The following is a 7463-nucleotide window of genomic DNA, read 5'->3' as shown; positions in this document are numbered from 1 at the left end:
GCCGTATCCGTGTTCAGGGAGGTCTGCTTCAGCGCCGCCGGACGCATCGAGATGTTGCTCTCTGCCATTGCCATGTTCTTGGTCTCCCTCAACGTCTTTGGCCGGCAGCAAGACGGCGTTCGACCGAGATCGAATAGCGCGACATGCCCCAGCAGCACAGGAAATAGAAAATCGCGGCGAAAGCATAGCCCGTCGCGCGTGTCGTCGGCGTCGCCCAGGTCGGATCGACCAGGGTCGCCTCGATGGTCCGCAGGAAGTCGAAGATGCCGACGATGGTGACCAGCGTCGTATCCTTGAACAGCCCGATGAAGGTGTTGACGATGCCTGGAATCACGATGCGCAACGCCTGCGGCAGGATGATCAGGCGCATCATGTTCCAGTAGCCGAGGCCGAGCGACATCGCCCCTTCGTACTGGCCCTTCGGGATGGCCTGCAGGCCGCCGCGAATGACTTCGGCCATATAGGCCGCCGCAAAGAGGGCAACACCGACCAGCGGGCGCAGCAAGCGGTCGGGCGACCATTCCTGCGGCACGAAGAGCGGCAGCATCGTGTTGGCCATGAACAGCACCGTGATCAACGGCACGCCGCGCACGAACTCGATGAAGATCACCGAGAGCAGCTGGATGATCGGCAGGCGGGAGCGCCGTCCGAGCGCCAGCACGACACCGAGCGGCAGCGAAAAGACGATGCCGACCGCCGCGATCAGGAAGGTCACCGTCATCCCGCCCCAGAGGCCGGTATCGACCCGAGGCAGGCCGACGCTCTGGTCCAGAATGGCGATCAGGCCAAAGGCGACAAGAGCCATCAGGATCAGGCGCTTGGGCCGATAGAAACGCTTCCAGGGCGGCAGCTCATGTTCGACTGCGAGCTGTCCGGCTCCGGTGTGGAAGCGCGCCAGCGAAGGCACGAAGGACAACACCATGTACACCGCCGCCAGCGCGACCGTGGCGATGATCAGGTAGCGCAATAAATTGAGCGCACCGGGACCGCCGAGCAGCAGGACATAGGCACTGATCGGCAACAGCACGAAGAAGAAGAAGGCGCCGAGCTTCTTCAGGGGGGCGTTGTTCCAGAGCAGCCAGACGACGCCGAGCGCGAACATCGCAAAGACGATGTTGACGCGCCAGCGCTGGCTGACCGGATAGGAGCCGTAGACGAAATACTGGAAGCGGTCGGCCACATAGGCCCAGCAGGCGCCGACCGGCCGGCCGACCTTCTCGGCAAGGCAGGCATCGCGGTTTGAGCCCGTCCAGACCGCATCGAGGAAGTAGAAACGGATAATCTCCGGCAGGCTCGTGACGACGATATAGGCACAGACCAGCGTCAGAATCGTGTTGACGGGTCCGGAGAAGAGGTTGGCCCGGACCCAGGCAAGCGGGCCTGCCACGGATAGCGGAGCTGCTTCCTGCGGCAAGGTTTCGCGACGGATGAAGAAGGCGGAGTTCTCGGTGGTTGCATCGGTCATCGGGGCGCCCTCACCGTTCCACCAGCGCCATGCGCTTGTTGTAGATATTCATGAACAGCGAGGTGACGAGAGAGATCGTCAAATAAACCGCCATGGTGATGGCGACGACCTCGACCGCCTGCCCCGTCTGGTTCAGCACCGTGCCGGTGAAGACCTGGACGAGATCGGGATAGCCGATGGCGACCGCCAGCGAAGAATTCTTCGTCAGATTCAGGTAGTTCGAGGTCAGCGGCGGAATGATCACGCGCATCGCCTGCGGGATCACGACGAGCTTCAGCGTCGGCCCAGGCCGCAGGCCGAGCGCATGGGCTGCTTCCGACTGTCCCTTGGAGACGGCGAGAATACCCGCGCGCACGACTTCGGCGATGAAGCCCGCGGTATAAGTGGTGAGGCCGATCAGCAAGGCCACGAATTCCGGGAAGATCTGGATGCCGCCGCGCAGGTTGAAACCGGCGAGCTCGGGATAGATGAAGGTGATCGGCCGGCCCATCAGCAGATAGACGAAGAAGGGCAGCACAACGACGAGGCCGAGAGCGACCCAGCCGATCGGATACTGCTTGCCGGTTGCCGTCTGCTGCTTGCGGGCCCAGTAACGGAAGGTGATCGCCGCCACGATCCCGAGCAGGAAGGTCAGGACGATCAGGCTGCCGCCAGGCTCGAGTTGCGGATCGGGCAGATAGAGGCCGCGGTTATTCAGCAGGATGCCGGCCGGAAGCGCGATCGACTGGCGTGGGTTCGGCAGCGGCTTGAGCACTGCGTTGTACCAGAAGAACAGCTGCAGCAGCAGCGGCAGGTTCCGGATGACCTCGACATAGACCATGGCGATCTTGGCGAGGATCCAGTTGCTGGACAGGCGCGCCACACCGACGAAGAAGCCGAGGAAGGTCGCCAGCACGATACCGATCGAGGCGACGAGCAAGGTGTTCAGCAGGCCGACCCAGAAGGCCTGGCCATAGGTCGAGCCCGAGGCGCTGAACGGGATCAGCTTCTGGTTGACGTCGAAGCCGGCGGCATTGTGCCAGAAGCCGAAGCCCGAGGCGATCTTCTGCGCCCGGAGGTTCTCGATGGCATTGGAGGCGGCCGAGTAGATGAGGAACCCGACGACGGCCAAGAGGGCAAGCTGATAGACATAGCCTCGAATCTTCGGATCGTAGAGCAGTGAGGCCTTGCCCGGTTGGACCGGCTCCGTCGGTATGGTCGTCACGTGTCACGCCCTTCTTGTTCTTGGGTGGCGGCCGGTGGTCCGGCAATGCCCGCATCGAGCATCGCCAGCCGTCTTTTTGTCCGTGCCGTTCGGCGGTAGCGAGCGCTGCGCGGCGGTCGCCGCGCAGCGCGAATATCAGCGGATCGGCGGCGCGTATTGCAGGCCGCCCTTGGTCCAGAGCGCGTTCTGGCCGCGAGCGATCTTCAACAGCGAGTTGGCGCCGACGTTCCGTTCGAAGGACTCACCGTAATTTCCGACGTGCTTGACGATGCGGACGACCCAGTCGTTGCTCAGGCCGACAGCCTCCCCGAATTTGCCCTCGGTGCCGAGCAGGCGCTTGATCTCCGGGTTCTCGGATTTCAGCATCTCATCGAGATTGGACTTGGTCACACCGAGTTCCTCGGCGTTCAGCATGGCGAAATGGGTCCATTTGACGATATCGAGCCAGGCGTCGTCGCCGTGGCGCACGACGGGACCGAGCGGTTCCTTGGAGATGATCTCCGGCAGGACGATATGGTCGGTCGGGACGCCGAGCTTCAGGCGCTCGGCATAGAGCCCGGACGCATCGGTCGTGAAGGCGTCGCAGCGACCCGATTCATAGGCCTTGATCGTCTCGTCGGCGCTCGCAAAGGCGACGACTTCGTATTTCAGTTTGTTGGCGCGGAAGAAGTCCGCGAGATTGAGTTCCGTCGTCGTGCCCTGCTGGGTGCAGACGGAGGCGCCCGCCAACTTCAGGGCTGAATCGATCCCGAGCTTCTTGCGGACCATGAAGCCCTGCCCGTCATAGTAGTTCACGCCAGCGAAGTTCAGGCCGAGCGACGTGTCGCGCGACATGGTCCAGGTCGTGTTGCGCGAGAGCAGGTCGACCTCGCCGGACTGCAGGGCAGTGAAGCGGTCCTTCGACGAAAGCGGGATGAATTTGACCTTGGCCGGGTCATTGAAGACCGCAGCCGAAATGGCGCGACAGAGATCGACGTCGAGGCCGCTCCAATTGCCCTGAGCATCGGGGATACCGAAACCCGCAAGGCCCGGGCCGACACCGCAGATCAATTGCCCCCGGCTCTTCACCTGAGCCAGCAGCCCCGTTTGGGCCTGCGCTCCGCCCGCGAAAGCAGCGGTTGCTGCAACGGCGAGCGCTGCACTGACAAACCTGTTCATTCTTATTTCCCCTGTTGCCGGAACGGGTTTTTCCCGTTCTCGAACCTTGCAAGTCTCGGACCAGATTTTTGGGCCCGACCGTACGTCCTTTCAGCGCGCCTCCGTCTTCGGCATCGGTCAATGAAGCGGAGGCAAGAATGCCCCCGCCTAGTCTTTTGTTCAACGCACCGGAGGAGCGTATTGCAGTCCGCCCTTGGTCCACAACGCATTCTTTCCGCGGGCGATTTTCAGGATCGATCCTGATCCGACATTCGCCTCAAAGGACTCGCCATAGTTGCCGACCTGCTTGACGATCCGATAGGCCCAATCCGGGCTGAGGCCGATCGCTTCTCCAAACTTGCCCTCGACACCGAGCAACCGCCGAACCTCCGGATTGGTCGATTTCAGCTGCTCATCGGCATTGGCTTTGGTGATACCGAGTTCCTCCGCATTGAGCATGGCGAAATGACTCCATTTCACCAGGTTGAACCATTGCGTGTCGCTGCTCCGAACGACCGGGCCCAATGGCTCCTTCGAGATGATCTCCGGAAGCACGATATGGTCATCCGGCGCCTCGAATTTCAGCCGTTGCGCATAGAGAGCCGAGGAATCGTCGCTGAAAGCGTCGCAGCGACCGGCCTCGTAGGCCTTGATCGTCTCATCCCCTGTGTTGAAGGCCACCACCTCGTACTTCATGTTGTTGATGCGAAAGAAATCCGCCAGATTCAGTTCGGTCGTGGTGCCCTGCTGGGTGCAGATCGAGGCGCCGCCCAGCTTCAGCGCCGAATCGACGCCGAGCTTCTTGCGGACCATGAAAGCCTGTCCGTCATAGTAGTTCACCGTCGAAAAGCTCAGGCCAAGCGCGGTATCCCGAGACATCGTCCAGGTGCTGGTCCGTGAAAGCAGGTCAACCTCGCCTGCCTGCAGGGCCGTGAACCGGTCCTTTGACGAGAGCGGCACGTATTTGACTTTGCTCGGATCGTTGAAGATCGCCGCGGCGATCGCCCGGCACAGATCGACGTCCAGGCCTGTCCATTTCCCCTGAGCGTCCGGGACACCGAAACCAGCCAAGCCCGGGCTGACGCCGCAATTCAGCTGCCCGCGGTTCTTGACCTGCGCCAAGGTGGTGGTTTGCGCCTGGGCGGCGCCCGCCGCGCAGAGCATGAGGCCTGTGGCTACAACCGCAGTTACGGTCCGTTTCATCTGTGTACTCCCAAGTTCCGAAGCAGGTTCGTCCCGCTCTCGATCATCTTGTCGGCTGGGAGCCAGATATTATGCCGTTTGTCGCAGGCTTCATGGCATGGACGGCGGTTTAGAGGGGGCCTCGGCTGATGCCGAGGCCCACATGTCTAGCTGCGTTCAGCGAACCGGCGGAGCGTATTGCAGGCCGCCCTTGGTCCAGAGACCGTTCTGGCCGCGGGCGATCTTGAGGAGCGAACCCTGGCCGACGTTCTTCTCGAAGGATTCGCCGTAATTGCCGACCTGCTTGACGATCCGGTAGGCCCAGTCGGGGGTCAGGCCGATGCCTTCGCCGAACTTGCCCTCGGTTCCGAGCAGACGCTTGATCTCCGGGTTGGAGGACTTCAGCATCTCGTCGACATTCGCCTTGGTCACGCCGAGCTCTTCCGCGTTCAGCATGGCGAAATGCACCCACTTCACCAGATTGAACCATTGGGCGTCGGTGTTGCGGGTTGCCGGTCCAAGCGGCTCCTTGGAGATGATCTCAGGCAGAACCATGTGATCATCGGGCGCAGTCAGCTTCAGGCGCTCGGCATAGAGGCCCGACGCATCCGTGGTGAACGCATCGCAGCGGCCAGCGTCATAGGCCTTGACCGTCTCGTCCGAGGAGGCGAAGGCGACGACTTCATACTTCAGGTTGTTGGCGCGGAAGAAGTCCGCGAGGTTGAGTTCGGTCGTGGTGCCCTGCTGGGTGCAGACCGACGCGCCGGAGAGCTGAAGAGCCGAGGTGACGCCGAGCTTCTTGCGGACCATGAAGCCCTGGCCGTCGTAATAGTTCACGCCGGTGAAAAGCAGGCCGAGCGCGGTGTCGCGCGACATCGTCCAGGTCGAGTTGCGCACGAGCACATCGACTTCGCCGGACTGCAGGGCCGTGAAACGGTCCTTGGCAGACAGCGGAATGAACTTGACCTTTGTCGGGTCGTTGAAGATCGCCGACGAGATCGCGCGGCAGTAATCGACATCGAGGCCTTGCCAGTTGCCCTGAGCGTCCGGCACGCCGAAGCCAGCAAGACCRGTATTCGAGCCGCAGTTGAGGATGCCGCGGGACTTGACCTGCGCCAGCGTTGCGGGCGCCTGGGCCGTTGCCACCGTAGCGGTCATCGCGAGGCCCAGCCCCGCGATCGCAACTGCCATGAACTTTTCCATCGAACTCTCTCCCGTTGAGGTCTCCCGGCTGGCCGCAGCCAGCGGGCAGTCTTCAGTTGCGTCGCCAGTGGGAGTGCGCGCCCCACTTGTTGCCCATATATTGAGCGACGTTCCCCTGCGTCGATTGCCAGAGCAGCGCATGTGCGTCAAGCAAGGGACCCTTTCCTGGAACGCATCTATCCACCCCTTGCATCACATGCGACTTTCAAAATGTGGTCAAGCCTGACTGCCTCGATCGGGACCTCCCTCCAGCACCGGCTCCATGAAAAAACTGTCTCCATCTGCGTTCGCGCAGCTTCGCGAAAAGACCCGCCTCGCCCTTGCCGGCCGGGATCCCGCCGACAGCTACGGTTTCGTCAATCCGCCGATCGTGCGCGGCTCGACGGTAATCTACCCGAACATGGAGGATTTCCTGGCGCGCAAGGCCCGCTACACCTATGGCACGCAAGGGAATCCGACGATCGATGCGCTGATCGCGGCGCTCAACACCATGGAAGGCGGTGCGGGAACCGTCGTTTGCCCGTCAGGTCTGCTCGCCTGCACCCTGCCCATGCTCGCGACCCTGTCGTCCGGCGATCACTTCCTGGTCACTGACAGCGTCTATCGGCCGACGCGTCATTTCTGCGACAAGGTCCTGCCGCGCATGGGCGTCGAGGTCACCTATTACGACCCGGCGGCCGGCGCCGACATCGCAAAGCTGTTCAAACCGAATACCAGGGCGGTCTGGACCGAGGCTCCGGGCTCACAGACCTTCGAGATGCAGGACATTCCGGCCATCGTCGCGGCCGCCCATGCCAGCGACATCCTGGTGCTGATGGACAACACCTGGGCGACGCCGCTGTTCTTCGATTCGCATAAATACGGGGTCGATCTCTCGGTTCAGGCCGGCACGAAGTATTACGCCGGCCATTCCGACGTGCTGATCGGCACGATCTCGGCACGTACCCCCGAACTCTACAGGCAGTTGCGCGAGACCTGGGAACTGCTCGGCGTCATCATCGCGCCCGAGGATGCTTTCCTCACGCTGCGCGGCATCCGCACGATGCATATCCGCCTGAAGGAGCAGATGCCCGCCGGTATCGAGATGGCCAATTGGTTCGCCGCCCGTCCCGAGGTGGCGCGCGTGATGCACCCTGCCCTGCCGAACGATCCCGGCCACGATCTGTGGAAGCGCGATTTCACCGGCGCCTCCTCCCTGTTCGCGATCGAGTTGAAGCCGGTGGCGCAGAAGGCTGTCGGCGCGATGCTCGACGGACTTACCCTGTTCGGGAT

Annotated in this window: 6 protein-coding genes; 1 reads left to right on the top strand and 5 read right to left on the bottom strand. The window is 62.3% G+C overall.

Translation table 11 applies throughout. The annotated features are described in order from the left end of the window. Positions 1 to 88 precede the first annotated feature (88 nt). The 5 genes from AC1DRP_RS33095 to AC1DRP_RS33075 form a co-directional block, all read right to left on the bottom strand. A complete protein-coding gene (locus tag AC1DRP_RS33095; RefSeq protein WP_441490027.1) occupies positions 89 to 1465 on the bottom strand; it encodes an amino acid ABC transporter permease in 1377 nt (458 codons plus the stop codon). Between the two features lie 10 nt (positions 1466 to 1475). Beyond that, complete coding sequence (locus AC1DRP_RS33090) at positions 1476 to 2669, bottom strand: amino acid ABC transporter permease (RefSeq protein WP_441490026.1); 1194 nt, start codon at positions 2667 to 2669, stop codon at positions 1476 to 1478. A 135-nt stretch (positions 2670 to 2804) separates the two neighbouring features. Then, positions 2805 to 3827 (bottom strand): amino acid ABC transporter substrate-binding protein, encoded by a 1023-nt coding sequence (locus AC1DRP_RS33085; RefSeq protein ID WP_476770741.1) that lies wholly within the window; start codon positions 3825 to 3827, stop codon positions 2805 to 2807. Positions 3828 to 3986: 159 nt separating this feature from the next. Continuing rightward, positions 3987 to 5009 carry an amino acid ABC transporter substrate-binding protein gene (locus AC1DRP_RS33080; protein ID WP_476770740.1) on the bottom strand — a complete coding sequence of 341 codons (1023 nt, stop codon included), beginning with the start codon at positions 5007 to 5009 and terminating at the stop codon, positions 3987 to 3989. Between the two features lie 156 nt (positions 5010 to 5165). Next, positions 5166 to 6179 (bottom strand): amino acid ABC transporter substrate-binding protein, encoded by a 1014-nt coding sequence (locus AC1DRP_RS33075; RefSeq protein ID WP_441505479.1) that lies wholly within the window; start codon positions 6177 to 6179, stop codon positions 5166 to 5168. 274 nt (positions 6180 to 6453) lie between these two features. Here AC1DRP_RS33075 and metC point away from each other — a divergent pair. After that, on the top strand, positions 6454 to 7463 hold a 1010-nt coding region (metC, locus tag AC1DRP_RS33070), incomplete at its 3' end, for a cystathionine beta-lyase (RefSeq protein ID WP_476770739.1).

Source organism: Allobosea sp. 01N443 (genome assembly GCF_056399325.1).
The sequence above is the reverse complement of the archived record's forward strand: the minus strand, read 5'-3'. Positions and strand labels throughout refer to the sequence as shown.

What these genes read in the sequence shown, in the direction of transcription:
- AC1DRP_RS33095 (WP_441490027.1), bottom strand. Translation starts at nt 1,465, where the DNA reads ATGACCGATGCAACCACCGAGAACTCCGCCTTCTTCATCCGTCGCGAA.
- AC1DRP_RS33085 (WP_476770741.1), bottom strand. Translation starts at nt 3,827, where the DNA reads ATGAACAGGTTTGTCAGTGCAGCGCTCGCCGTTGCAGCAACCGCTGCT.
- AC1DRP_RS33080 (WP_476770740.1), bottom strand. Translation starts at nt 5,009, where the DNA reads ATGAAACGGACCGTAACTGCGGTTGTAGCCACAGGCCTCATGCTCTGC.